The sequence below is a fragment of the Empedobacter sp. GD03797 genome (assembly GCF_029842105.1).
GTDB lineage: Bacteria > Bacteroidota > Bacteroidia > Flavobacteriales > Weeksellaceae > Empedobacter > Empedobacter falsenii_C.
This window is the reverse complement of the sequence record NZ_JAOCFS010000037.1, coordinates 1-24,326: the sequence shown is the minus strand read 5'-3', so window position 1 is coordinate 24,326 and position 24,326 is coordinate 1. Positions and strand designations below refer to the sequence as shown.

20 protein-coding genes are annotated in these 24,326 nt (G+C 31.0%); 12 read left to right on the top strand and 8 right to left on the bottom strand.

Annotated elements, in window-relative coordinates:
* Both N5D90_RS15895 and N5D90_RS15890 read left to right on the top strand, forming a co-directional pair.
* Window positions 1-3,638 (top strand): DNA repair ATPase (locus tag N5D90_RS15895; RefSeq protein WP_280063246.1); only part of this gene is annotated, 3,638 nt, incomplete at its 5' end.
* A 61-nt stretch (window positions 3,639-3,699) separates the two neighbouring features.
* Complete coding sequence (locus N5D90_RS15890) at window positions 3,700-6,087, top strand: hypothetical protein (RefSeq protein WP_280063245.1); 2,388 nt, start codon at window positions 3,700-3,702, stop codon at window positions 6,085-6,087.
* 32 nt (window positions 6,088-6,119) lie between these two features.
* Here the strand turns inward: N5D90_RS15890 and prfH are convergent, their stop codons facing one another.
* The 5 genes from prfH to N5D90_RS15865 all read right to left on the bottom strand — a co-directional run bounded on the left by prfH (window position 6,120) and on the right by N5D90_RS15865 (window position 12,306).
* Window positions 6,120-6,740: a peptide chain release factor H gene (gene prfH, locus N5D90_RS15885; protein WP_280063244.1), complete on the bottom strand. Its 621-nt coding sequence runs from the start codon at window positions 6,738-6,740 to the stop codon at window positions 6,120-6,122.
* 6 nt (window positions 6,741-6,746) lie between these two features.
* Window positions 6,747-8,138, bottom strand: coding sequence for an RtcB family protein (locus tag N5D90_RS15880; RefSeq protein WP_280063243.1), 1,392 nt, complete (start codon window positions 8,136-8,138; stop codon window positions 6,747-6,749).
* Between the two features lie 2 nt (window positions 8,139-8,140).
* Window positions 8,141-8,902: a hypothetical protein gene (locus N5D90_RS15875; protein ID WP_114997794.1), complete on the bottom strand. Its 762-nt coding sequence runs from the start codon at window positions 8,900-8,902 to the stop codon at window positions 8,141-8,143.
* A 358-nt stretch (window positions 8,903-9,260) separates the two neighbouring features.
* The gene (locus N5D90_RS15870; RefSeq protein WP_114997797.1) at window positions 9,261-11,741 is read right to left on the bottom strand and encodes a glycosyl hydrolase 2 galactose-binding domain-containing protein; all 2,481 of its coding nucleotides are present in this window, start codon (window positions 11,739-11,741) and stop codon (window positions 9,261-9,263) included.
* Window positions 11,742-11,985: 244 nt separating this feature from the next.
* Complete coding sequence (locus tag N5D90_RS15865) at window positions 11,986-12,306, bottom strand: import component protein (RefSeq protein WP_038332539.1); 321 nt, start codon at window positions 12,304-12,306, stop codon at window positions 11,986-11,988.
* A gap of 238 nt (window positions 12,307-12,544) precedes the next feature.
* Between N5D90_RS15865 and N5D90_RS15860 the strand changes: the two genes are divergently transcribed.
* From N5D90_RS15860 to N5D90_RS15840, 5 genes are all read left to right on the top strand, one after another.
* Window positions 12,545-14,401, top strand: a complete 1,857-nt coding sequence (locus N5D90_RS15860) for a LuxR C-terminal-related transcriptional regulator (RefSeq protein WP_280063242.1) — start codon at window positions 12,545-12,547, stop codon at window positions 14,399-14,401.
* 32 nt (window positions 14,402-14,433) lie between these two features.
* Window positions 14,434-14,862: a hypothetical protein gene (locus tag N5D90_RS15855; RefSeq protein ID WP_114997803.1), complete on the top strand. Its 429-nt coding sequence runs from the start codon at window positions 14,434-14,436 to the stop codon at window positions 14,860-14,862.
* A 170-nt stretch (window positions 14,863-15,032) separates the two neighbouring features.
* Window positions 15,033-16,829 carry a translation elongation factor 4 gene (lepA, locus tag N5D90_RS15850; RefSeq protein WP_038332533.1) on the top strand — a complete coding sequence of 599 codons (1,797 nt, stop codon included), beginning with the start codon at window positions 15,033-15,035 and terminating at the stop codon, window positions 16,827-16,829.
* A 95-nt stretch (window positions 16,830-16,924) separates the two neighbouring features.
* Window positions 16,925-17,248, top strand: a complete 324-nt coding sequence (locus N5D90_RS15845; RefSeq protein WP_221408221.1) for a monooxygenase — start codon at window positions 16,925-16,927, stop codon at window positions 17,246-17,248.
* A gap of 87 nt (window positions 17,249-17,335) precedes the next feature.
* Window positions 17,336-17,680 (top strand): DUF4260 domain-containing protein, encoded by a 345-nt coding sequence (locus N5D90_RS15840; RefSeq protein ID WP_114997808.1) that lies wholly within the window; start codon window positions 17,336-17,338, stop codon window positions 17,678-17,680.
* Here the strand turns inward: N5D90_RS15840 and N5D90_RS15835 are convergent.
* On the bottom strand, window positions 17,675-18,667 hold the full coding sequence (locus tag N5D90_RS15835) for a 2-hydroxyacid dehydrogenase (RefSeq protein ID WP_114997809.1): 993 nt from the start codon (window positions 18,665-18,667) through the stop codon (window positions 17,675-17,677). The two genes, N5D90_RS15840 and N5D90_RS15835, sit on opposite strands and share 6 nt — an antisense overlap.
* A gap of 173 nt (window positions 18,668-18,840) precedes the next feature.
* Here N5D90_RS15835 and N5D90_RS15830 point away from each other — a divergent pair, with 173 nt between their 5' ends.
* Together N5D90_RS15830 and N5D90_RS15825 are read left to right on the top strand one after the other, a co-directional pair.
* Complete coding sequence (locus N5D90_RS15830; protein ID WP_280063241.1) at window positions 18,841-20,379, top strand: serine hydrolase; 1,539 nt, start codon at window positions 18,841-18,843, stop codon at window positions 20,377-20,379.
* 62 nt (window positions 20,380-20,441) lie between these two features.
* Window positions 20,442-21,338, top strand: a complete 897-nt coding sequence (locus tag N5D90_RS15825) for a DMT family transporter (RefSeq protein ID WP_280063240.1) — start codon at window positions 20,442-20,444, stop codon at window positions 21,336-21,338.
* A 67-nt stretch (window positions 21,339-21,405) separates the two neighbouring features.
* Here N5D90_RS15825 and N5D90_RS15820 read toward each other — a convergent pair whose 3' ends face one another.
* Window positions 21,406-21,597: a DUF2892 domain-containing protein gene (locus N5D90_RS15820; protein WP_347881116.1), complete on the bottom strand. Its 192-nt coding sequence runs from the start codon at window positions 21,595-21,597 to the stop codon at window positions 21,406-21,408.
* Window positions 21,598-21,668: 71 nt separating this feature from the next.
* Complete coding sequence (locus tag N5D90_RS15815) at window positions 21,669-21,890, bottom strand: Crp/Fnr family transcriptional regulator (protein ID WP_280063238.1); 222 nt, start codon at window positions 21,888-21,890, stop codon at window positions 21,669-21,671.
* Between the two features lie 231 nt (window positions 21,891-22,121).
* Here N5D90_RS15815 and N5D90_RS15810 point away from each other — a divergent pair, with 231 nt between their 5' ends.
* From N5D90_RS15810 to N5D90_RS15800, 3 genes are all read left to right on the top strand, one after another.
* Complete coding sequence (locus N5D90_RS15810) at window positions 22,122-23,339, top strand: site-specific integrase (RefSeq protein WP_280063236.1); 1,218 nt, start codon at window positions 22,122-22,124, stop codon at window positions 23,337-23,339.
* A gap of 88 nt (window positions 23,340-23,427) precedes the next feature.
* Window positions 23,428-23,682 (top strand): type II toxin-antitoxin system Phd/YefM family antitoxin, encoded by a 255-nt coding sequence (locus N5D90_RS15805; protein ID WP_068599366.1) that lies wholly within the window; start codon window positions 23,428-23,430, stop codon window positions 23,680-23,682.
* Window positions 23,683-23,940, top strand: coding sequence for a Txe/YoeB family addiction module toxin (locus N5D90_RS15800; RefSeq protein WP_114999210.1), 258 nt, complete (start codon window positions 23,683-23,685; stop codon window positions 23,938-23,940).
* Window positions 23,941-24,326: the final 386 nt, after the last annotated feature.

The following is a 24,326-nucleotide window of genomic DNA, read 5'->3' as shown; positions in this document are numbered from 1 at the left end:
AGATTTGGGAAACGCCTTATGTCGAGCGTTTGGTGGAAAATCAAGAAAAAACAAATCATCCATTATACAAAATTGGAAACAAAGACATTGTAAAAGCAATGGCTGAATCTCAAGAAGTTATCCAATTAATTAACAAAGAAGATTCGTACGAAGGTTTGTATGAGGACATTGTAAAAAAAGCGAATAATATTGTTGATGGATATTTTTGGATCAATGACAAAGATACCTTTGAGCTAGCTATTCCTTTGCTAGAAATCAAAACGGTTGCCAATACAGCGATTGATGAATTTGCAAAAGTCCAAGTTCAGAAAAAATTTGCGCAAGAAACGTTAGAAAAAACGGAAAAATCGATTGAAGAAATCGTTTTCAAAGTAAATAGTACAACGTATAATCAATTGGATTTATTGGTTGAACATTTGGCTGAAGCGCGTAAAATTCAAGGAAAAGTGATTGATTTACGTTCGATTCGTTATATCAATTTAGAACGTGTTCAGGAATTAGAAAATCAATTGCAAGAAGTCAACGAAAATTTATCAACCAAAACAATTGAGTTTCTTTTATTGGATGAAGCGCTGATTCCGTATGAAGAAAAAGTTGCGGAACAGAAAAATTTAGTGGCTTCGATTGAGAAAGTTGTTGACGCTAAAGTAATCGAAGAATCTTGTCTTAAAATTGCTTCCGAATTAGAGTTATTGATTGACATTCTGAACAGTTTAAAAATTGAAGACGCCACGCAAACAACAAAAATTATTGAGAAAATTTCTGTCATTTTTGCTTCGCTTAACGAAGTTCGTGCGCAATTAACACGTCAAACTTCTGCCTTAAAAAGCAAGGAAGCGGTTGCCGAATTTTCTGCTCAAATTACGTTGTTGGAACAAAGTGTGGTCAACTTTTTAGAGTTATCAACAACTGCCGAAAAAACGGAAGAATACAATACAAAAATCATTGTTCAGCTCGAAGAATTAGAAAGTAAATTCTCTGATTTTGATGATTTCGCTTTAAAAATTGCAGATAAACGCGACGAGATAATCAAAGCGTTCAATTCGAAACGCGAACAATTGGTTGAACAAACCAATAAACGCACCAATTCATTAGAGCAAATTGGTTTGCGCGTCTTGAGAAATATCGAAAACAAATCCAAAACTTTTTCAGAAAAAGAAGAAATTTTAGCGTTTTATTCTTCGGATTTAATGATTGATAAAATGCGTCAAATCATTCAAGAATTAAAGGATTTGAAAGATGTTTCGAAAGCCGAAAATCTTGAAAATCTCTTGAAAAAATCGCAAGAAGATACGCTTCGTGTTTTACGTGATAAAACTGAACTTTTTGTTGATGGACAAAATATTATTGCGCTCGGTCAAAATAAATTTACGGTCAATACGCAGCAATTAGCGCTGACTTTGTTGAATCGTAACAACGAATTATTTTATCATTTAACAGGAACAAGTTTCTATCAAAAAGTTAAAAACGAAGAAATTTATCGTTATCAAGCTATTTGGAATCAAGAATTTGTTTCGGAAAATCAATTAGTTTATCGCGCTGAATATTTGGCTTATCAAGCTTTTTTAGCGAGAAATGAAAAAGATTTCGATGCTGAAAAATTTATCAATCAAATCATTGAACAAAATTATTCGGAAGGTTATATAAAAGGTGTTCACAATTTTGATGCATTGCGAATTTTTACAGAATTGGTAAACATCAATTCGAAGTTAGATGTCTTACAATTTGATGCACCAACACGCACAACTGCTCAAGTCTTTTGGCATTCTATAGAAAATAATTTGCAAGAAAAATTGAATGCGATGATTGGTTCTGCTCAATTAATTTTGAAAAATTTCCCGAATTCAAATCGTTTTGAAAACATTCTAAATGAAATCAAATCGCTTTTTGAAAATTGGGAAACTGAATGGGATAAATCGCAAACCTCATCAGAAAAAATTGCCAATTATTTATTTACAACTTTCACGAAATATCAAGCTTTTTCGATGAGTAAAGAAGCTGAAACTTTCCGAAATGAATTTGTAAATTATTTAGAAAAGAATAAAAATTCGGACGATTTTAATGCATTAATTGAAGATGAACAATTTTCTTCAACCGAAAAATTTTACTTGATTGAAAACTGGATTCATTCTTTTATTGATGAAAATGAAAACTTCTCAAATTACAGAAATGTAGTGAATGAAGTGGCGACAATGCTATTATTTTCGAAAGATCAATATCATATAAATGATGGAAATTCTGTCATCAAAATTGAAGATTTGAAAGGAAATCATGCAGTAATTGTTGATGGAATTTATACTCAAAATTATCATGAAATCATTTCGAAATTAGAACATTTTTCAACTGTTGATGTTCCAAATTTTAAATCATTCCAAAAGTTAAAAGAAGAAATATCTAAATCGTATGAAAAAGATTTAAAAATCGCAGAATTTGAACCAAAAGTCTTGACATCATTTGTAAGAAATAAATTAATCAACGAAGTTTATTTTCCTTTAATCGGAAATAATTTAGCCAAACAATTAGGAACAGCTGGTGAAAACAAGCGCACCGCACGTATGGGAATGTTGTTGTTAATTTCGCCGCCAGGTTATGGAAAAACGACCTTGATGGAATATTTAGCCAAAACGATGGGCTTGCATTTTGTGAAAGTAAATGGACCAACAATTGGACACAGCATTACGTCAATCGATCCAATCGAAGCCAAAACTTCTGGAGAAAGAGAAGAATTGAAAAAGATAAATCTTTCATTTGAAATGGCGGATAATGTGATGTTGTATCTGGATGACATTCAACATTTGAGTGCAGAATTTTTACAAAAATTTATTTCATTAGCCGATGGACAGCGAAAAATTGATGGAATTTTTGAAGGAGAAAGTAAAACCTACGATTTACGTGGAAAACGTTTTTGCATTGTAATGGCTGGAAATCCATATACCGAAAGCGGTTCTAAATTTCAGATTCCAGATATGTTAGCCAATCGTGCCGATGTCTATAATTTGGGTGATGTAATTGGTGATACGGAAACATTGTTCAACTTGAGTTTGATTGAAAATGCCACAGGCGATAATCCTTATTTGGATAAAATTGCTTCGAAGAGTTTGACAGATTTTTACAAGTTAACAAATTTTGTAACCGAAAATCAAGAACAACTTCCAGATTTGGAAGGTAATTATTTGAAACAAGAGATTGATGATTTTATTGCTGTTTTGAAACATGTAATTAAGATTAGAAATGTAGTCGTAAAAGTCAATCAAAATTATATTTCGAGCGCAGCAATGCAAGATGATTACAGAACTGAACCTCCTTTCAAGATGCAAGGTTCGTACAGAAATATGTCAAAATTAGTTTCGAAAATTGTTCCAATGATGAACGAAAAAGAAATTAATGAAACTATTTTGGCGCATTACGAAAGCGAATCACAAACGTTAACAACGGATACAGAATCGAATCTTTTGCGCTTAAAAGAAATTGCAGGCTTAATGACTTCTGAGGAAAAAGAACGTTGGGAAACGATAAAAGCAACGTTTGTCAAAAATAATAAGCACGGCGGCTTGAATAAAGACGATAAAATTTTTGCTCAATTGCTAGAATTCAATGAAAATTTGGAAGGAATTATCCAAGCAATCTTGAAAAAGTAATATTAAAACTGCTCAAAATGAGCAGTTTTTTTTATATTTAACCTCAACCAAAACATCTACTATGAAAAAAATAGCCCTTCTTTTTGTTCTATTTAGTTCAATTTTTTCCTATTCTCAAGACACGATTTATTTTGATAAAAATTGGAAAGAAACAACGAAAGCCAAATCCAACTTTTATCGTCCTTTACCGTTAAAAAAGTATGGTGAATTGGTTTTGCTTAAGGATTATTACAACAATGGACAACTTCAATTTCAAGGATATATTTATCCAAAAGATGAAAACAAATATGTTGGTGATGTTTTTTGGTATGATGAAAATGGTTTTGACAATGGTTATCGACAAAATATTAATCTTAGTAATCAAAAAGAATTAATCTATTACAACACCGACGGATCTATTTGGAAAAAAATTAAATACAGAGATTTTGGAGAAAAAACCGAAATTATCATTTACCACAACGGAAAAGAGTTAATAAATGGTAAAATTACGAATGGAAATTTTACCGGAAGTTTTTCTCCAAATAGGCCAGATTTATATTACTACAATCCTTTTTATGAAAATGATGAAAGTATTCCGCCACCTGTAAGCGTCACTGCTCCTGCTATTTCTTATAATGACACAAAAAAAATTTCTGATAAAATTTATAAAGAAGTTATCTATTGGCAAAATGGGAAAATTGCAAAAGAAACAATCAACAAAAATTATTCACAAGAACCTTCTAAATATTGGGATTCTACTGGAAAAGAAATTGAAAAAAGTTCGAAAGAGAAAAAAATTGATATTAAATTTTACACCAAAAATGGTTTTGCAATTCAACCAAAATCTAAGACAGAAACTACAATTCATGAAAATGATTATCTAGTAACCAAAATTTTGTATGATAAAAACGGGAAGATTAGTAATGTTAGCAAACAACAAAATGGTAATCGAGTTGAAGAAAAAATTTATACAAATGGAAAAGAAATTATCTTAAAATATAAAGATGATAAACCATTTGAAGGCAATTTCGATGATACAATTGGACGTTACAATTCTATTTATCAAATGAAAAACGGGCAAATTGTAGATGAAGCAATTACAAAAGATAGCAAAACTTCAAAAATCATTGCAAAAGGTGATTATATAAATGGAAAGCCAAACAATGGAACTTTTTATAATTTTGATGGAAATAAGATAACAATTTCTACTTATAAAAATCAGAAAAGAGACGGAATACAACAGATTTTCACAAATATTTGGGACGACAAACCTACAGAAGAATTTGAAATGAAAAATGATTTGATGAATGGTTTTAGAAAGATATATTCGGGCAAAAATTCTGTTTTAACAAGTGAATATAGAAATGGAAAACCTTACCAAGGTACGATTGTAGAAAATAATATCCTATCAATTTATAAAAATGGAAACTTGACTCAAAAAGAAGAATATGACCAATATTCAGATTATGTTAAAGTTGTTGAAACGTACGAAAACAATCAATTAAAAACGAAAACTTATAAAAACTTTTCAATCAAAGAAAAACCTCAAGCTTCTTACACTGGGATTTTTCAAAATGAAAAACCTTATGAAGGTTATTTCATCAATAAGATTATTTTGAACGAAATTCCTTTGGTTGATTTTTACGAGAAAGGCGAACTAAAATATCAGTATTCTTTTGATTTTTTGAAGCAATTAGATAATTACCAATTTTATGAATATGATCAAAAAAGTGTCTACAAAAATGGCAAAATTGTAGATGGTTTTGAGTTTTTCGATAATGATGAAGGTTTTTTATTGCGAATTGGATCCAAAAATGAAAAGGCAAATTATCTTGAAATGAATCTTTTCGCGATGAACGCTTTTAACCGATTTACGTTTGATTATAATGGAAAAGAAATCCTGATAAAAGATTTTGAGAAGCAAACTTCAATTAAATTAACAGAAAAAAATAATGGAATTTTTGCAGAAGTTTTTGATGAAAACGGAAAATTAATTGTCAACAATCAACAAAAAGAAGTACAAAAAGGTTCACCGAATTCTTCTACAATTTATAAAGTTGAAAACAATCTGCTCAAAGAAGAAAATATATCTTCGGAGAGTTTGAATCCTTTAATCGAAAAGGTTTATAAAGAAGTTAATCCAATAATTATATTGATTTATTCTTCTGTTGCTTATAATCGAACGATGAAAATAGATGATTTGTTTAATCAATTTGTAGGAATTTTTAAATCAAATAATATTCAAAAACTTTATGGGCAAGAATCATTTATAGAAGGTCCAAATAAAGTGCTTTCAAGTTTGAGATATAATAAAAATGGAAATCCTGATTGGGGCGTTAAAATTTCTGAAACGGAAAAAAAGTATTTGGTTGAATTTTATGAAGACGGAAAAATAACTTTTACTAAAAAAGTAAATTCTATCCACGAAGTTCAAGAAACGATTAACAGTCTTTTTAAAAAATATGAATAAGAATAAACAAAGCCGCTCTTTGAGCGGCTTATTTATTCACTAAATTTATCTCCTCTGAATATTTTCACAGGGTTTCCTCTTGCAATAGACGTTTGATTATTCCATTTTTCTTGAACCAAGTCTTTCAATTTATTGGTTTCAAATTCTTGTAATTTCAATAACAAACGAGTTGTTGCAATTTTTTTGTTCTGATGTTGCGAACGCGAATCCATCGAAACAACAGAAATTCCACTTGATTGATGCGTTGCGCGAACAGCTGAATTTACTTTGTTTACATTTTGTCCTCCATTCCCAGAACTACGCATTGTTTGATAGACAATTTCATTTGGATTGATTGAAATTTCTTTCGGAATTTCTAATTCAAAACAACCAATAAACCAGTTTTTTCGTTGATGAAATTTTCGATATGGACTTTTACCAATCCATAAAATTGTTCCAATCCAAGTTTTTAAAAATGTGTTTAAATCATTTCCTTCAAGTTCTATAACCACAGACGAAAGTTGATTAAAATCTTTATCAACTTCTCTTTCGATTACGTCAAACTTAATGTCTGATTTTGTGCACGCTTCCGAAAACTTTTTAAAAACATTGGTCACCACAAAATTACATTCCGCAGGCCCTCTACCCGATGTAAATTGAATAATTTTTTTCATCATCATTTATTTATCCATTCTTACAATTTTCGGCGTAAAAGTTCCCAACACTTTCACTAATTCGGTTTGTAAATTCATCACCGTTTTGATGTTTTTATACGCAAATGGCGCTTCATCAACACTTCCTCCTATCAGCTCAATTCCTGCATCTTTCAATTGTGATGTCATAAAACTTTTATTAATTGTTGATTTGCATTTCGCACGTGACATTTTTCGTCCCGCACCATGCGAAGCCGAATTAATACTCAATTCGTTTCCCAAACCTTCAACAATGTAACCGTTTGCGGTCATCGAACCTGGAATAATTCCTAAAACTCCTTCACCAGCTGGTGTTGCACCTTTGCGATGAACAATTCGTTCCGTTCCATCAACCATTTCTTTCCACGCAAAATTGTGATGATTTTCGATGTTAAAAACGATTCGTTTTCCTAAAGTTTTCGCAATTCTTCGATGAATATCATCGTGACAAGCCTTGGCATAATATCCTGCCAAATTCATCGCAGCCCAATATTCTTGCCCATCGTGCGTATCCAAATCCAACCAAGCCAAATGCTGAACTTGTTTCGGAAGCGGACATTGTTTCGCCGCCAAATATGTGTAATGTTTTGCAATATTTGCACCCAAACCGCGCGAACCACTATGCGATAAAACAGCCAAATATTCACCTGGAATCAAGTTCCATTCAGGTTTTACCTCATCTAATTTCACAATTCCAAATTCAACAAAATGATTTCCTCCTCCCGAAGTTCCTAATTGTTGATAAGCTTTTGTTTTTAAACTTTTCAAGATTGGAATTTCATCAAAAATAGAGCGTTCAAAAATTTCGTGATCCGCTTTTAGTTTATGCGTTTCATACATTCCAAATTTGGTATGATCTTGCAAAATCTGAATCAATTGATGCGATTTTCCTTTCAAAAAACTGGCTGATAAATCGTAAACCGAAAGACTCATTCGACAACCAATATCCACACCAACTCCATACGGAATCACTGCATTATCCGTCGCCAAAACGCCACCAATCGGCAATCCATAACCTGAATGTGCATCTGGCATCAAAGCGCCTTTTACCGAAATCGGCAATTTCAACGCGTCATACAATTGAAATTTTGCTTGTTCATCAATTTCATTTTCACCAAAAATCGAAAAAGGCGAACGCGTCGTTTTCAATTCTTGTAATCTTACCTCAACTGGTTTTATCAATCCTTCCGCAACTTTTCCCCAAATTCCGTGACCAATGTACTTTTCTGGTTCGAGTAAAACTTCTTTTGCTTCGTTGAGAATCGTTTGTTTCTTTTCTTTTTTTCTGTATCGATGAATTTGCCCAATTGCAATATTGATCGAATTATTTTTTGGAAAGCCTAATTTTATGAAGTCCTTTCCAGAGATTTTATTTCCCATGATTAATGTCTTTTAGATAGCTGATGTTCTTGTTCTATCAGCATTTCAGCGATTTCTGTCGCCGAATTTTTGTCGTTAAAAAATTTCCTTTTCGTAAAAGGATTTTTAAATTTTGGTTTTCGTTCATACGAATAACCTCCTCCAACTATTTTCTTTAAGAGGATTCCTTGATTTTTATACTTGTCAAAAAAGTGATCGATTTGCGCTTCTTCGCGCTTCAAATCAATATCAAGTGGTTTGTAATGCGTAATCATATTTGGTTTTATAATCAATCGAAAACGCCACGGTTGTAGAAATTCATAAATTCCTTTGAAACGTTTTGTTTTTGGATCATACACCTGAATACACGCAAAATATCGACGTTCTTCATCATTCAAAATTGAATGCGGTCCTGAATATTCATAAGGTTGTAATTGTTTCAATTCTTGAATTCTCGGAACATAAATTCGCTTTCCGTTTCGTTTTCGTTTTTTTACAAACTTTCGCGTTTCTGCATATTGAGAAGTATTAATTTTCTTCAGAATTTGAGTGAAAAATTCAATCTCATTTTCCTTTTTAATATCTTCTCTCAATACAAAATAACGTTCGAAACCTTTTTGATATGGCTCTTTTAAAGGAACAAGCGGAATCGCTTTTTGTTCTTTAAAGATTTCTTTTCTACGTTTATATTTCTCTCTTACATTTTTTTCTTTTGCTGTTTTTACGCTTCTTTTCTTCGTTCTCTTTGTTCGTAAACGAGCTGAAAAGAAAATTGAATCTTCCATAACATGGATTATTTGATTGCAAATAATTGTTTTGAAATAATTAGCGCTAATTATTTCTTCTTCGGAAGTTTTTAGAAGTTATTCTGAATCTAGAATGGAATAATAAAAGAAAAAGCCCGAAGAATCCTCCGGGCTTTTGATATAATAAGTTAATTATTTACGATTTATAAGCACGAAGAAATGCTCATTGCAAAATCTGTTGCAATAGCTGAAAACTGATATGTCGTTTCTTTGAACATTTTATTTCTTCGTTATTAAATTGTTATACGTTATGATTTTTATCAGTGCAAATTTAAGTCAATAAAATTCACATTTCCAAATCGTTTGTGAAATTTCACTAAAAATAGGGAGAAAAATATTATTGATTTTCAGCATTCATCGTCTCATACAACGAATAAATTTTTAGATTTTGAATTGCTTTCTCTCCATTTATAATACGAGTTTCATTCGGAATTAAATCAAAGAAATTATCATCAAATTGATTGTTTCCGTCCAATAAATAAACATCTTTTGCCAAAACATTTGTAGAAATTTCAATTTGATTGCTACTGATCTTTTTAATTTTAATTGTTGGTTTTGTTAAAGCTAAATCTTTCGGTTTTTCGAAGAAATAATTACTCGAATATTTTTCTCTATTTGATTCAAATTCAATTCGAAGAAAAGATTTTATTGAAGAAGTTCCTTTCAAAACCTCATTACTTAATTCCAATATTTTAGTAGAAGAATTTGATGAAATAATTACATCTTTATCGTTAGTCCAACGTTTATTTCCATTAAAATCGATTATAGAAAATTTTACTTTTCCTTTCAAATCTTTCAATAAGTCATTTATGATATAGATTTTGTACACATTTTCTTCTTTCTCAACCGAAATCAATACATTCTCGAAACTTCTTTTCACTTGATAATGTAACGCTTTCCAATTTCCTAATTTATCCAAAGACGCCCACGAAGTCACAGGCCAAACGTCATTCAATTGCCAATACAAACTTCCCATATTGTACGGTTTTGCGCGTCGATGCGCCTCAATCCCAATCTGAGTTCCGCGCGCTTGCAACAATTGAGAAACGTAGTTGTACTGCACAAAATCGGTCGGAATTGCATAATCGAGTTGCATATATTCGTTGATTGTTTCCCAACCTTTTGGATGTTTTTGATGCACTAAAATGGTTACAGAATTCTTACTCAATGTGTCTTTTTCAGAAAACATAGATTTTACGGTTTCTAACGTTGGCATTCCTTGAAAACCATATTCCGAAGCAAAACGTGGAACTTTTTTCTCATAGGTTTCAAACGGTTCCATTCCCCACCAAACACCCCAATAATGAGAATCTCCTTGCGTCAAACTTTCTTTTCTTCCCCAACCAATCGAAGGTGAAGACGGCCAATAACGGTTCTCTGACTTTGATAAAATAGAATCCAAAACATTGGGAATAATATGATGAAAAGTCGTTTGATAATCTTTCCAAATACTCAAAGAATCTTGTTTTGACCAGCCCATTTGTTTCTGATATCCCCAATTGTGCCACGCTTCATCAATTTCATTATTTCCACACCAAAGCGCGATAGAAGTATGATTTTTTAGTCGATTCACTTGATCGATTGTTTCTTGTTTTACATTGTTAAGAAAATCTTGATCACCAGGATAAAAAGCACAAGCGTACATAAAATCTTGCCAAACCAACAAACCTTTTTCGTCGCATAATTCATAAAAATAATCATCCTCATAAATTCCTCCGCCCCAAATGCGAATCATATTCATATTAGCTTCAACCGAACTATTTATCAGCTTTTCGTAATCATTTTTTGAAACTCGCGAAACAAAATTATCTTGCGGAATATAATTCGCACCTTTCATATACGTTGGAATTCCATTTACTTTAAAATAAAAGCTTGAACCAACATTATCTTTTTCTTGAACTAATTCTATAGTGCGTAAACCAAATTTCAAATGCTTAGAAACTTGCTCATTTCCTTGTCTAATTTTGAATTGATAGTCGTACAAATATTGTTCGCCCATTCCATTTGGCCACCATAATTTTGGATTTTGAATTGTTTCATCAATCGAAAAATAATTGATTCCTTTGGTTAATTTTTGAGTGATTTTTTTCTGATTAAAATTAATTTCTACAGTTGTATTTTGCTCCGATTGAATAACGAATTTAAACTTTACTTTCGCTTGATTTTTCTCTAATTTGAGAATTTCATAAGACAAATCATTTAGCTTAAAATTATTCCAAGAAATAAGTTCGATTGGTTTATAAATTCCAGCCGTAACCAATCTTAATCCCCAATCCCAACCATACTGATATTGCGCTTTTCTAGTATAAACTCGCTCTCCTTCTGGCAATTTATACGGAAGTAAATTTGCTAATTGTTTTCCTTCATTCGACGACGATTTGAATTGTATTTCGAGCAAATTATTTTTATTCTTTAGAAAATCTTTGACCGAAACTTCCCAAATTCGAAACATATTATTCGCATCGAGAATCAACTTTCCGTTCACAAAAACTTTTGCATACGTATCCAATCCATTAAATTTTAACTGAATATTTTGCGCTTTTCGTTCAGCATCAGTCAAATCAAAAGAAGTTTTGTACGTCCAATCTTCGTTTTCTACCCATTGTACTTTAGCATCATTAATATCTTTGTAAGGATTTGGAATGATATTATTTAACATCAAATCGGTATGAACAGAGCCAGGAACCTCAGCTTTCAACCATTTTGAATCTCCTTTTTGTTGAAAAGTCCAATTTTCTGAATTCAAATTTCGAGTCGTTTGAGCAGAAAGTTGAATGAATGTAAAAAAAGTAATAACAAAAAATAGTAATTTCCTCATTTTGCGCTGATTTTCATAAAGATAAAAATAGCTTAATAATTCATAAAAAAACAAAAGAGATTATTAAAAATAATCTCTTTTTGCTGAAACATAATATAAACTTCGTTAGTTATGGGATTAACGAATGTGCTAAATTTAGGTTGATTCGGTTATGTTTTATTTTTTTGAAGAATAGGGATTCAGAAAAAGATTCTTAAATCCCTAAACTATTTATGAAAATGAACTTTTAAAATAATTTGACTTTCTATCCGATAAATGCAAATTTATCTTCGAACATAGAACCTATGATTGGTAAAGGTTTTTTAACACCATTTGCAGCGTTGATAATCCCAATTATCATTAAAATTAAAGAAGCAAATCCTAAAATTCCGATAAAAGGAATATTGACTGCATACATAATAATGTTCAAAAGTATTCCCCAAATAAATGAGAAAATTACTAATCCTAACCCTTGTTTCAAATGAAATTTCAGTAAATCATCAGCTTTATCTTTTCCTATAACGAAAGCTATAATCCAGCCAATAATAGTGATGTACGATACGATTGATAATGTTTTGTTGTCCATAGTTATAATTTTTATTGGTTATGTTTTGATTTATTTTCTGATACAAATTTGTTCGAAATCAAGATCAAAACAAAGTTTAAGCATACTACTTTGTATCTACAAGTATAAAACTTAACGACTACAGATTAACTACAGATTTACACAACTTTTTAAAAATCAAATTTATACATTTTTAAAAATCTGAAAATTTTAGTTAATGAATATTTTTTATCAAGTATTTTTTTACGATTTTTGATATATGAAAATTCTATTAACCTATCTATACATAATTTTTTTCGTCTTTTGTTCTACGATTTCATTCGCTCAGAATAAATACATTGATAGTCTTAAATTAGAACTAAAAAAATCAACTATTTCAACAAAAATTAAATTTGATTTACTAAATAAATTAGCTGAATATCATCGAACTTCCGATCAATACAAGCAAGCAGATTATTATATTAATGAGCAAATAAAACTAAGTAAGCGAGAAAATAATGAGCTAGAATTAGTGAAAGCTTATACGCAAAGAGGCGTTTCTTATGAAAATAGACAATGGTTTGAAAAAGCTCAAAAATCATTGGATACGATTCAAAATATCACCAAAGATTCGAAAGAATTTCTTCCAAAAGCTTATCTAAAATATCTGTTAGCCTACCATTATGTAAATCTTGGAAAATTTGAGAAAAGTCAAAAAATGGTTCTACAATTTATCAGTCAACTCGAAAAAACGCCTGATGAATATATTCTAAAATCTAAAGCAAATTATCTCCTATATGCGGTTCATGCCACTTGGAATGATGCAAAAAATTCTATTCTTTATGCCGAAAAATCGTTGAAATTTGCTGAATTATCATCCGACAAAAATCTACTTGTCACTACTTATGCAAATCTTGGTGTGGCACAATCGTTAAAATATATGGAATCTAAAAATTCTAACGATTTAGATGAGTTAATAAAAACCAGTAAAAAAGCGGTACACATTAGTGAACACTATCAAAATCAAGTTACAAATTACAATTATGCGATTGCTTTGCTAAATTTGGCTGATTATCAACGTAACTACACTAAATTAACAACTAATGATAAAAATGAAATTAAACAGAATAGTTTCAAAATTATAGAATTGTGTAAAACTATTCCGAATTCGCAAGAAATTTCTGCTGGTGCATTGGGATTGTTGAGTAGTTTGGCAAAAGAAGAAAATCAGACTGAGCTTGCCGAAAAATATTTGCTGGATGCTAATGCTATTTTGTACACACAAACAGTGAAGAATTTTTATGCGCTTGTTGCCAATTCAACCGAATTAGCCAATTTGTATCAACAAAAAGGAGAGTTTCAAAAAGCATTTGAATTTCAGAAAAAAGCAACTGATTATTCAACCGAATTATACAATCAAGATCAAGCGGAAGCTGCGAAAAAATTGGAAGCGCAATTTCAATCAGAGCGAAAAGAAGAAGAATTAAAAAATCTTGAAGCAAAAAATAAAAGTCTTCAAAAAGAACGAATTTTATACATCTGCCTTGCTGTTTTAGGAATTATTGGTGCGTTTTTTATGTTTCGTTCTTATCATTTCAAATTGCGTTATTCGATTGGTAGAGAAAATCAACTTAATTCAGAAAAACAAGAAGCACATCTAAAATTACAATTGCAAGAAGAAGAACAAGCGCGAATTTTGGCTGAACAAGAATTGATGACGTTGCAACAACAAAAATTACAGGACGAAGTTTTAGCAAGTCAGTTGCATTTGGAGCATAAAAATCAGGTCTTAAAAAATCTAAAAGATAAGATTGGGAATGATTCTTCTATCAATTTGAAACAAGTTATGCGAGAAGAAAATTTATTAGATAATGATTTTGAAAGTGCAAAATTTAGAATTCAAGAATTACATCCAAACTTTTTCAAAACGCTAAACGAGCATTCTAAACAAAAGCTAACTCCTCTTGATTTGAAATATTGTTCGTATATCTATCTTGGTTTAGACACCAAACAAATTGCGACTATTCTAAATATTGAACCAAAAAGTGTACGGATGACAAAGTATCGTTTGAAACAAAAATTTAGTTTGGTAAAAGAAGATGAATTGTATACTTTTTTCCATCAGATAATTGCTTAAAACAATTATTGTTTTATTACTTTTATAAAAAAATGAAAAAAATTTTATTATTTATTCTACTTACAACAATTTCAACTTTTTGTTTTAGTCAAGAATCTGTTAAATATCCAATATTTCCAGGTTGTAATAAATATAAAACAAATGAAGAATTGAGCAAATGCTTTTCTGAAAAATTATGGTATGAATTGAATGACCAAACCCAAGATTCTAGTGAGGATTTTTTCAAAGAAAATAAATCTGTACATGAGTTAACTTTATATTTTACAGTTAAAAAAGATGGAAAAGTAACAAATTATAGCTTTTCAAATGATAGTGACGCATTGATTTCAACAACTTATCTTAAACGAATTTCGAAAGTTTTTAAATACTACGAACAAAAAGGTAAAAAAATAATTCCAGCTTCTGAGAATAATAAATATAAAGATTTTACAATCACGTTTAAGGTTAAATATAAAGGTTAAAACTTATTTACAGAGAGTTTTTCAAAGAAAAATGATGATATTACTTATTTTTAATTCAGCATTTCTCACTTCAACTCTCGTTAATTTATTAAAATATAATTCATAATATTTTTCAAAATACTTGCAGTCTGCACGGAAAAGATTATTTTTGCCTATTCGACAAATAGAATATGAAAAATATCCGTAATTTCTGTATTATCGCCCATATTGACCATGGTAAAAGTACCTTGGCCGATCGTTTATTGCAAGTAACAAACACGATTTCTGATCGTGAGTTACAAAATCAAACTTTAGACGATATGGATTTGGAACGCGAACGCGGAATCACAATTAAATCGCACGCCATCCAAATGGAATATGAAAAAGATGGTGAAAAATATATTTTAAATTTAATTGACACTCCTGGTCACGTGGATTTTTCTTACGAGGTTTCTCGTTCGATTGCCGCTTGTGAAGGAGCTTTGTTAATTGTAGATGCTGCACAAAGTATACAAGCACAAACCATTTCTAACCTTTATTTGGCTTTAGAAAATGATTTGGAAATCATTCCAGTTTTGAACAAAATCGATTTACCTTCTGCAAATCCAGAAGAAGTAACAGACGATATTGTTGATTTGATTGGTTGTGATCCCGAAGATGTTTTGCGTGTAAGTGGAAAAACAGGTGAAGGTGTGTTAGAATTGTTACACACAATTATCGAGAAAGTTCCTGCACCAGTTGGTGATCCAGATGCACCGTTACAAGCCTTGATTTTTGACTCTGTTTATAATCCTTTCCGAGGAATTGAAGCTTTTTACAAAGTGGTAAATGGAGAAATCAAAAAAGGAGATCAAGTAAAATTCATGGCTACCAACAAAAAATATGGTGCCGATGAAATTGGAACATTAAAACTGAATCAAGTTGAGAAGAAAGTCATTAAAACTGGAGATGTAGGTTATATTATTTCTGGAATTAAAGAAGCTTCTGAGGTAAAAGTTGGAGATACAATTACATTAGTTGAGAATCCTGCAAGCGAAGCTATTGATGGTTTCGAGGAAGTAAAACCAATGGTTTTCGCTGGTATTTATCCGGTTGACACAGAAGATTACGAAGATTTGCGTGCTTCTATCGAAAAGTTACGTTTGAATGATGCTTCATTAACTTTTGAAGCTGAATCTTCTGCTGCTTTAGGTTTCGGTTTCCGTTGTGGATTCTTAGGAATGTTACACTTAGAAATTATTCAGGAGCGTTTAGAGCGTGAGTTCAATATGACAGTAATTACGACTGTTCCTAACGTTTCGTATGAAGCTTATTTGGAAAAAGATCCAGAAAAAATGATTCCGGTTCATAATCCATCTGAATTGCCAGATCCATCAGGATTAAATCGTGTTGAAGAACCATATATTCGTGCAGCTATCATTACAAAATCTGAATTCGTAGGTCCTGTAATGAGTTTATGTATTGAAAAACGTGGTGAATTACAATCTCAAAATTATTTGACACAACATAGAGTAGAAATGATTTTCAATATGCCTTTGGCTGAAGTCGTTTTTGATTTTTATGATCGATTAAAATCTATTTCAAAAGGATATGCATCGTTTGATTATGCGCCTTCTGGAATGAAAGCTTCGAAATTGGTAAAAGTTGATATCATGATTAATGGTGAAGTTGTGGATGCTTTATCTGCCTTAATTCACGTTGATAATGCTTACAATATTGGTAAAAAAATGTGTGAGAAATTACGCGAATTAATTCCTCGTCAACAATTTGATATTCCAATTCAGGCAGCGATTGGTGCAAAAATTATTGCGCGTGAAACAATCAAAGCGTTACGTAAAGACGTTACGGCGAAATGTTATGGTGGTGATATTTCTCGTAAACGTAAATTATTAGAAAAACAGAAAGCTGGTAAGAAGAAAATGCGTCAAATTGGACGTGTAGAAGTTCCGCAATCTGCTTTCTTAGCTGTTTTGAAATTGAATGATTAAAATTTTTATATAATTATATAAGAGCTACTTTTTAAAGTAGCTCTTTTTTTTTGAACTCACTGTAACAAATATTACAGATATTTTAAAACAATTTAATGAACTTTGATAAAAAAGTAATAATGATTTTAATTCAAATAAATTTTGATTTTCCTATTCAAATGATGGGAGAAAATTTAACAAAAAATGCTCGTTCATTAGCAGAAAGTATAAATACTGAAAAAGGATTCATCTCAAAAATATGGATCGAAAATTCAGACACTGCAAGAAGTGGAGGTATTTATATATTTGACACTTTAGAAAATGCTCAAAATTATGCTGAAATGCATAGCGAACGAGTAAAACAAATAGGAGCAACAAATATCAATGTTGAATACTTTTCTATTAATGAAACTCTTTCCTCACTAAATAATGGGATATAAATAATTATCAAAGCCACTCACAATAGAGTGGCTTTTTTTTGTAACAATTGGTAAAATATTTGTACTAATAAATTAAATACCAATCGCATGAAAAACATACTAAAATTAGAACAACTTGCTCTATTAATTCTTATGATCGTTCTATATAGTCTCCTAAAATTATCATGGATGTGGTTTGCAATTCTTTTTCTTGCTCCCGATATTTTTATGTTAGGTTATCTTTTTGGAAATAAGATTGGTGCAATATCCTATAATTTTATTCATAATTATTTTACGACAATTTCATTGATTCTTATTGGTTATTTTTTACATATTGAATGGTGTTTGATGATTGGATTTATATTTTCCGCTCATATTTCGTTCGATCGTTTTCTAGGATTTGGTCTCAAAAAATATGATGGTTTCAAGTCCACTCATTTAGGAGATTTATAACATCACAACCTCATCAGTCGAACCTTTCTCCTTAATCTCTGAAATACTTCGCATCGTAATTTCTGAAATTTGTTCCAATGCTTCTTGTGTAAAAAAAGCTTGATGTGCAGTGACCAAAACATTTGGAAAACTCATCAATCGTTGAATCATATCATCTTGAATAATTTCTGCCGATAAATCTTTGAAAAATAATTTTTCTTCTTGCTCGTAAACATCAATTCCCAAATAACCAATTTTATGATTTTTCAAAGCTTCAATCGCTTCATGTGTATTGATTAATCCGCCTCTACTCGTATTAATAATCGTTACGCCATCTTTCATCATCGCAATCGTTTCTTGATTAATCATGTAATGATTTTCTGGCGTCAACGGACAATGCAACGAAATAATATCTGAGCTTTTAAACAACTTATCCAGCTCAACATATTCCACGCCATTATTCATCAATTCTTGATCTGGATACAAATCATACGCAATTATTTTGCAACCAAAACCTTTCGCAATATTGACAAAAGCCTTTCCAATTTTTCCTGTTCCAACAATTCCAATTGTCTTTTGAAAAAGATTGAAACCAAGCAAACCGTTCAATGCAAAATTTTGTTCACGAACGCGATTATAAGCTTTATGCGTTTTTCGGTTCAATGTTAACAACATCGCCATTGTATGCTCTGCCACTGCCTCAGGAGAATATGCAGGGACGCGACAAACTTTAATTCCAAATTCTTTCGCAGCTTCCAAATCGACATTGTTAAAACCAGCACATCTCAAAGCTATAATTTTAACGCCTTTTTTTGCTAAAATTTCAATGACTTGTCGATTCACTTTATCATTCACAAACACACAAACTGCTTGCTCATCTTCAATTGCGTTGACGATATGTGGACCTAAATGTGTTTCATAAAAATTAAGTTCAAAACCGTAATTTTTATTTTCAGCCTCAAAAAAAGTTTTGTCATAAGGCTTAGACGAAAAGAAAGCTATTTTCATTAAATTATTTTTAACTAATTTACGTTTTTAATTAATTGTAAATTACTTTATACTTGATTATAATTTAGTTTTAAATCATTCAAAATTAATTGATCCTCTATTTTTGATATTTTACTAAAAGCTATAAGCTGATGAATAAAAATTTCTAACTTCGTGAAAATTCAAACTCACACATGAAAAATATACTTTTATCAACAATCACATTAGCTTCTTTTACAGCTTTTGGACAAAATATTTCGAATCAAACCATTGATCAAGTCACAGAAAATGCCATGAAAACTTTTGATGTTCCTGGAATGTCTGTTGCGGTTATCAAAGATGGAACAATTGTACATTCGAAAGGTTATGGTGTAAAATCGCTTAAAACGGGAGAAAAAGTTAAGTCTAATACAAATTTTGGAATTGCTTCTAACTCGAAAGCTTTTACAGCAGCGGCCTTGGCAATTTTGGTTGATGAAGGAAAAATAAAGTGGGATGATAAAGTGATTACGCACATTCCTGAATTCAAGATGTACAACGATTATGTAACCAAAGAGTTCACAATTCGTGATTTATTAACGCATCGCAGTGGATTAGGTTTGGGCGCAGGAGATTTGATGGTTTGGCCTGATGGACACAATTTCACTCCTAAAGATATTATTTCTAATATTCAGTTTTTAAAACCAGTTTCAGATTTTCGTGTCAAATATGATTACGATAATTTATTATATATTATTGCAGGAGTTGTGATTGAACGAGTTTCGGGGCAATCTTGGACAGATTTTGTAACAAAAAGATTGTTAGAACCAATTGGAATGACGAATACAGCGGCGAATTGGCACTTAGTAAAAGACAAGAAAAATGCAATTGATCCACACGTTCCGATTGACGGAAAATTACAAGTCATTGATCGTTATACGAACACTATTTTTGATGCAGCTGCAGGAATTTATTCTAATGTTGATGATATTGCAAAATGGTTGCAATTCAATTTGGATAAAGGAAAAGTGAACGGAAAACAAATTATTTCTGAAAAACAAATGAACGAAATGATTACGCCACAAACTTTACAACCAAATCGTACAACTCCGCCTTATAATTCATTATTCAAAGCTTATGGTTTGGGATGGCAATTACAGGATATGAACGGAAAATTAGAAGTTTCGCATACTGGAGGATTGGAAGGAATTGTAACACAAACGATGTTTTATCCACAAGAAAAATTAGGAATTGTGATTTTGACAAATCAACAATCTGGTGCAGCTTTCCGAGCAATTTCAAATACAATAAAAGATTTTTACTTAAAAAATTCTTCTACAGATTGGGTAAAAACGTATGATGAGTTGATGAAGAAAAATGTGGAAGAAGCCGATGATATTACAAATGCTGTTTGGAAAACTGTTGAAGCAAACCAAAAAAATAAAGCCATCAAATTTGATGTAAAAAGTGTAATTGGAACGTATAAAGATAATTGGTTTGGTGATGTTGTGATTTATGAAAAGAAAGGAAAAATAATTTTCGAATCGAAACGTTCGCCTCAATTAACTGGTGAAATGTCATTTTACAAAGACAATACGTTTGCGGTAAAATGGTACAATCGTTATTTCCATGCAGATGCTTTTGTTTTTGCTGAAATGAAAGATGGAAAAATGACAGGTTTCAAAATGAAAGCCATTTCTCCGTTAACAGATTTCAGTTACGATTTCCACGATTTAGATTTTACGAGAAAATAAATTTTAATAAATACTAATCAATTACGAAGTTCGAAATTCGAACTTCGTTTTTTCTATTAAAAATGAAATTCAAAGGTTACGCATATGGGCTAATTTCGTCTATATCTTATGGATTAATTCCATTATTTATCCTACCTATAAAACAGGCAAATTTTTCGATGGATACTACATTATTCTATCGATTCTTTTTTTCTGCATTGATTGTCGGAACATATTTATTCATCAAAAAACAATCATTCAAAATAGATGTGAAACAGATTCCATTTTTAATCATTTTAGGATTATTGTACGGAATCTCAGCGGATGCTTTATTTTTAGGTTATGATTATTTAACTCCTGGAATTGCCTCCACATTATTATTCGTTTATCCGTTGATTGTTGCCATCATAATGGCTGTTTTCTTCAAAGAAAGAATTACAATTTCAACCATTATAGCCATTGTTTTTGTATTGGCTGGCGTCATTTTACTAAGTTTCAAAGAAGGAAAATTCGAGCTAAATCCAATCGGATTAGGAATTGTATTTATCAGTGCTTTGGGGTACGGATTATATATTGTGACAGTCAACAAATCGAAAGTACGTGATATAAAAGGCTTTACATTAAGCTTTTATTCGTTTCTATTTACAACGATTTATTACGCAATAAAAATGATTCTTCACAAAGAATCTTTCATTTTACCATCATTAGAATTAACCTTCAACTTTTTTACATTTGCCTTTGTAACGACAGTTATTTCGAGCATCGCTTTGATTTATGCGATCAAAAATATTGGTTCTACAGCCACTTCTATTCTTGGCGCATCAGAACCTGTGGTTGCCGTTGCTGTAAGTGTTATGATATTTGGTGAAGATTTTTCGCTGAGTTTAGCTTTAGGAATTTTTATGATTATTCTAGGCGTGACTCTGAATGTAATTGGTGATGCATATCAACAAAAAAGATTAAATAAATCATCTTCATAAATAAGAAAAGCTACATCCTAAATGGTTTGTAGCTTTTCAATTTTAGGTAGGTTAGTTAGATTGTATGTCATTTTTTTTCACATGTATTAAAACCTAATACTGTATAAAGTGGGCAAAAACTTAATAGACTTGTTAGTATAAAAACACCTGCTATTATAAGAGCAATTATTCCTAATGTACCTGAAATAACATTCGTGAAATACAATACAACAAGAATTATTGCGATCAATAATCGAATTGATTTATCAAACGTTCCCATATTCTTTTTCATATCGATACTTTTATTATTTCAAATTTCGGGTAGCATGATAAGAAAGTCTGTACTTTTTGTCACACAAAAGAAATAATTTCAATTTTATTTCGATATAATTTTACTTTACCTTCAATTTCCAATGCTTTTAATAATCGAGAAACAACTTCTCTTGAGGTAGCTAATTCTGAAGAAATTTCTTGATGTGTAATGATGATTACTCTACTATTCAAAACTTCTGATTTCACTTTTAAATAATCAATTAATCGGCTTTCTACTTTTTTGAATGCGATGTTATCCAAAAACCAAAATCTGTTGAACGATTTTTCTCTAAATTGCCTATTTATAAGGGCTTAACGATTGTTAAAGTTTCAATTTGAAGTACTCTAACGCATTGAAATCCTTGATTTGTTGTACCAATTGTTGTACCTTAGAATCACGTTACATTCGTTTGCATCAGCAAGTTGCAAAAATATTTCACTTGTTTGCATTCGTTTAGAAAAGTAGATTTTTAATCCATAATACAATTTCCAATGGCTTCAATCAAATTAGTACTTCGCACCAACCAAGAAGATAAAACAGGACACAGTCCATTGTATATCCGATTAATCAAGGATCGTAAAACAAAATTTATAGCAACTGGAGTAAAGTTGAAAGAAAACGAATGGGATGATATCAAACAAAAAGTAAAACGCAATTATTCCAATTCAACGAGAATGAATGCTTTCTTATCTCAAAAGATTGCAGATGCAGAAGCGATGGTTGCAGATAATGAGCGTAAACGTGGAAATATCTCCGCTAAGCGATTAAAAGAAGCCATCAAAGGAAAAGATATTAAAAACTTTTTCGAGTACTCTTACGAGCGTTGTGAGCGTATTAAAGGTAGTGTATCTCCAAGAACATACAAGAATTACAAAAACTATGTAAAGAAATTCGAGGAGTTTATCGGACATAACGAAATCTATTTTGATGACATTACCGTAACAACTTTAAATGATTACGTCAATTATCTAAGCAACAAACTAAAAAACGGAAACACTACCATTCGTTATTCGTTGAACATTTTAGCGATAATGTTTAAAGATGCTATCCGAGAAGAAATCATCAGTTTAAATACCTATCCATTTGCGAGTGTCAGAATTAAGAAAGATAAAAGTACAAGACTGTTTTTAAACAAAGAACAAATCGAGCAGCTAAAAAATCACAAGAGTTCATTTGGTCAAACAGATACCTATTTCAGAGATATGTTTATTTTTAGTTGTTATGCCGGAGGATTGCGTTTTAGTGATGTCGTTACCTTACAATGGAAAAACTACGATGAAAACGAACAACGTATCAGATTAAACATTCGTAAAACAAAACGCTCACATCAATTCAAAGTAGGTCAATCTGCTTTAGAGATTTTAAACAAATACCGAAAAGAAACTTCCGAATCAGATGATTTTATATTTCCAATCATTTCAGAAGCGAATTTCTTCGAACAATCCAATGAATACCAACTAAAAGTAATTGGTAGCAAAAATGTTTTATGTGGTCAGAAATTGCGTAGAATCGGTAAAGAATTAGAATTTCCGTTCTCGTTATCATTCCATTTAAGCCGACATACATTTGCAACACAAGCCTTAGCTAACGGTATGCGTATTGAGTACGTTTCTAAACTTTTAGATCATTCAGATATCGGAACAACACAAATCTATGCGAAAATCGTCAACGAAGAATTAGACAAAGCGGTTGAGCAATACATTGAATAAGATTTACTTATTATCAAACCATTACCTAAAATAGATTTTGTAAATCAAAATATTGTACTTAATTTTGTACATAATAAAATACAAGATTATGATTATAGCAAGTGTTTCAGATTTCAGAAAAGATATTAAATCTTATTTAGATAGAGTTTCAAAGAATTTTGAAACCTTAATCATCAACAGAGGGAAAGATTCTGGTATTGTTGTAATGTCATTGGAAGAGTACAATTCTTTAATGGCAACAAATCACGAATTATCATCTCGTATCAATGAATCAAGATTAGATGCTGCCATTGAAAAATTAAAAAGTAATCAATCTTTTGAAAGAGAATTAATCGAGGAATAGATGAAATATATTTTCGTAGATGAGTCTTGGGAAGATTATTTATTTTGGCAAAAAACCGATAAGAAAAAAGTAAAGCGCATCAATGATTTACTAAAAGATATTTCGCGTACACCTTTTACTGGTATCGGGAAACCAGAGCCATTAAAACATAAATATTCAGGTTTTTGGTCACGTAGAATAGACGAAGAACATCGTTTAATTTACAAATACGAAGACGGTCAGATATTAATTGCAAAGTGTCGTTTCCATTACGATTAAATAATCCATTTTAAGATATAAATTAATATAGAATTCTGTTAGGTTGTAAAACTTAACAGAATTTTTTTTTTGCTAAAATAGTTAACGAGGAATTAGATAAAGCAGTAGGGCAATACATCGAATAAGAAAGTAAATAATGTCGTTCGCGACACCTATTGTCATTATAAAGTTTTAATTTACATTAAATTACCTTAAAATGTTTAATGACTAAAACTTAATCTACTATGGCGTATTTGATAAAAGAAGCTGTACAATTCAAAGAATTGACGAAGGTTGCTTTACACAACGTAAAGTCGGAAGAATTTGATATTATAGAGGTGCAACCTCTTACAAATGACGGGTATTGTCAAGCATTAATTGACAAAATATTTGAGATTTCTCATTCT

What these genes read in the sequence shown, in the direction of transcription:
- N5D90_RS15890 (WP_280063245.1), top strand. Translation starts at nt 3,700, where the DNA reads ATGAAAAAAATAGCCCTTCTTTTTGTTCTATTTAGTTCAATTTTTTCC.
- prfH (WP_280063244.1), bottom strand. Translation starts at nt 6,740, where the DNA reads ATGAAAAAAATTATTCAATTTACATCGGGTAGAGGGCCTGCGGAATGT.
- N5D90_RS15880 (WP_280063243.1), bottom strand. Translation starts at nt 8,138, where the DNA reads ATGGGAAATAAAATCTCTGGAAAGGACTTCATAAAATTAGGCTTTCCA.
- N5D90_RS15875 (WP_114997794.1), bottom strand. Translation starts at nt 8,902, where the DNA reads ATGGAAGATTCAATTTTCTTTTCAGCTCGTTTACGAACAAAGAGAACG.
- N5D90_RS15870 (WP_114997797.1), bottom strand. Translation starts at nt 11,741, where the DNA reads ATGAGGAAATTACTATTTTTTGTTATTACTTTTTTTACATTCATTCAA.
- N5D90_RS15865 (WP_038332539.1), bottom strand. Translation starts at nt 12,306, where the DNA reads ATGGACAACAAAACATTATCAATCGTATCGTACATCACTATTATTGGC.
- N5D90_RS15860 (WP_280063242.1), top strand. Translation starts at nt 12,545, where the DNA reads ATGAAAATTCTATTAACCTATCTATACATAATTTTTTTCGTCTTTTGT.
- N5D90_RS15855 (WP_114997803.1), top strand. Translation starts at nt 14,434, where the DNA reads ATGAAAAAAATTTTATTATTTATTCTACTTACAACAATTTCAACTTTT.
- lepA (WP_038332533.1), top strand. Translation starts at nt 15,033, where the DNA reads ATGAAAAATATCCGTAATTTCTGTATTATCGCCCATATTGACCATGGT.
- N5D90_RS15845 (WP_221408221.1), top strand. Translation starts at nt 16,925, where the DNA reads ATGAACTTTGATAAAAAAGTAATAATGATTTTAATTCAAATAAATTTT.
- N5D90_RS15840 (WP_114997808.1), top strand. Translation starts at nt 17,336, where the DNA reads ATGAAAAACATACTAAAATTAGAACAACTTGCTCTATTAATTCTTATG.
- N5D90_RS15835 (WP_114997809.1), bottom strand. Translation starts at nt 18,667, where the DNA reads ATGAAAATAGCTTTCTTTTCGTCTAAGCCTTATGACAAAACTTTTTTT.
- N5D90_RS15830 (WP_280063241.1), top strand. Translation starts at nt 18,841, where the DNA reads ATGAAAAATATACTTTTATCAACAATCACATTAGCTTCTTTTACAGCT.
- N5D90_RS15825 (WP_280063240.1), top strand. Translation starts at nt 20,442, where the DNA reads ATGAAATTCAAAGGTTACGCATATGGGCTAATTTCGTCTATATCTTAT.
- N5D90_RS15820 (WP_347881116.1), bottom strand. Translation starts at nt 21,597, where the DNA reads ATGGGAACGTTTGATAAATCAATTCGATTATTGATCGCAATAATTCTT.
- N5D90_RS15810 (WP_280063236.1), top strand. Translation starts at nt 22,122, where the DNA reads ATGGCTTCAATCAAATTAGTACTTCGCACCAACCAAGAAGATAAAACA.
- N5D90_RS15805 (WP_068599366.1), top strand. Translation starts at nt 23,428, where the DNA reads ATGATTATAGCAAGTGTTTCAGATTTCAGAAAAGATATTAAATCTTAT.
- N5D90_RS15800 (WP_114999210.1), top strand. Translation starts at nt 23,683, where the DNA reads ATGAAATATATTTTCGTAGATGAGTCTTGGGAAGATTATTTATTTTGG.